General features: G+C 55.2%; 1 protein-coding gene. It reads right to left on the reverse strand.

All coding sequences use genetic code 11. The features are described 5' to 3' along the window. Window positions 1–343, reverse strand: a 343-nt coding sequence (locus tag KP705_RS19860; RefSeq protein WP_215765559.1) for a transposase, incomplete at its 3' end; no start/stop codon positions are given. Between the last annotated feature and the right edge of the window lie 7 nt (window positions 344–350).

Consider the following 350-nt stretch of genomic DNA (forward strand, 5'->3'; position numbering starts at 1 on the left):
GTGTCARRCGCTCACGAAACAGCCAGACCGTTTTGGCATCCGGCACGCGGTCCGACAGCCCCAATCCCAGAAAGCGCATGAACGACAGGCGGTCGTTGATCAGATACTCTGTCCGTTCATCAGACAAAGTGTTCAACGTCTGGATGACCAGAATTTTGAACATCAGCACCGGATCAAACGGCGGACGTCCGCCTTTACTTCCGTCTGAATAGGCCAGAGCCAGCTCCAGATCAGGGCGGAACATCTCAAAATCCACAGTCCGGGAAAAGGCCTCCAGCTGATCGCCAAGCCCGCTCAGCCGAGCAAGGCGCTCTTCAACATCAAAGAAACCAGGCTGCTTCATCTTCCAC

It is taken from the genome of Gluconobacter sp. P1D12_c, assembly GCF_018812105.1.
Lineage (GTDB): Bacteria > Pseudomonadota > Alphaproteobacteria > Acetobacterales > Acetobacteraceae > Gluconobacter > Gluconobacter oxydans_A.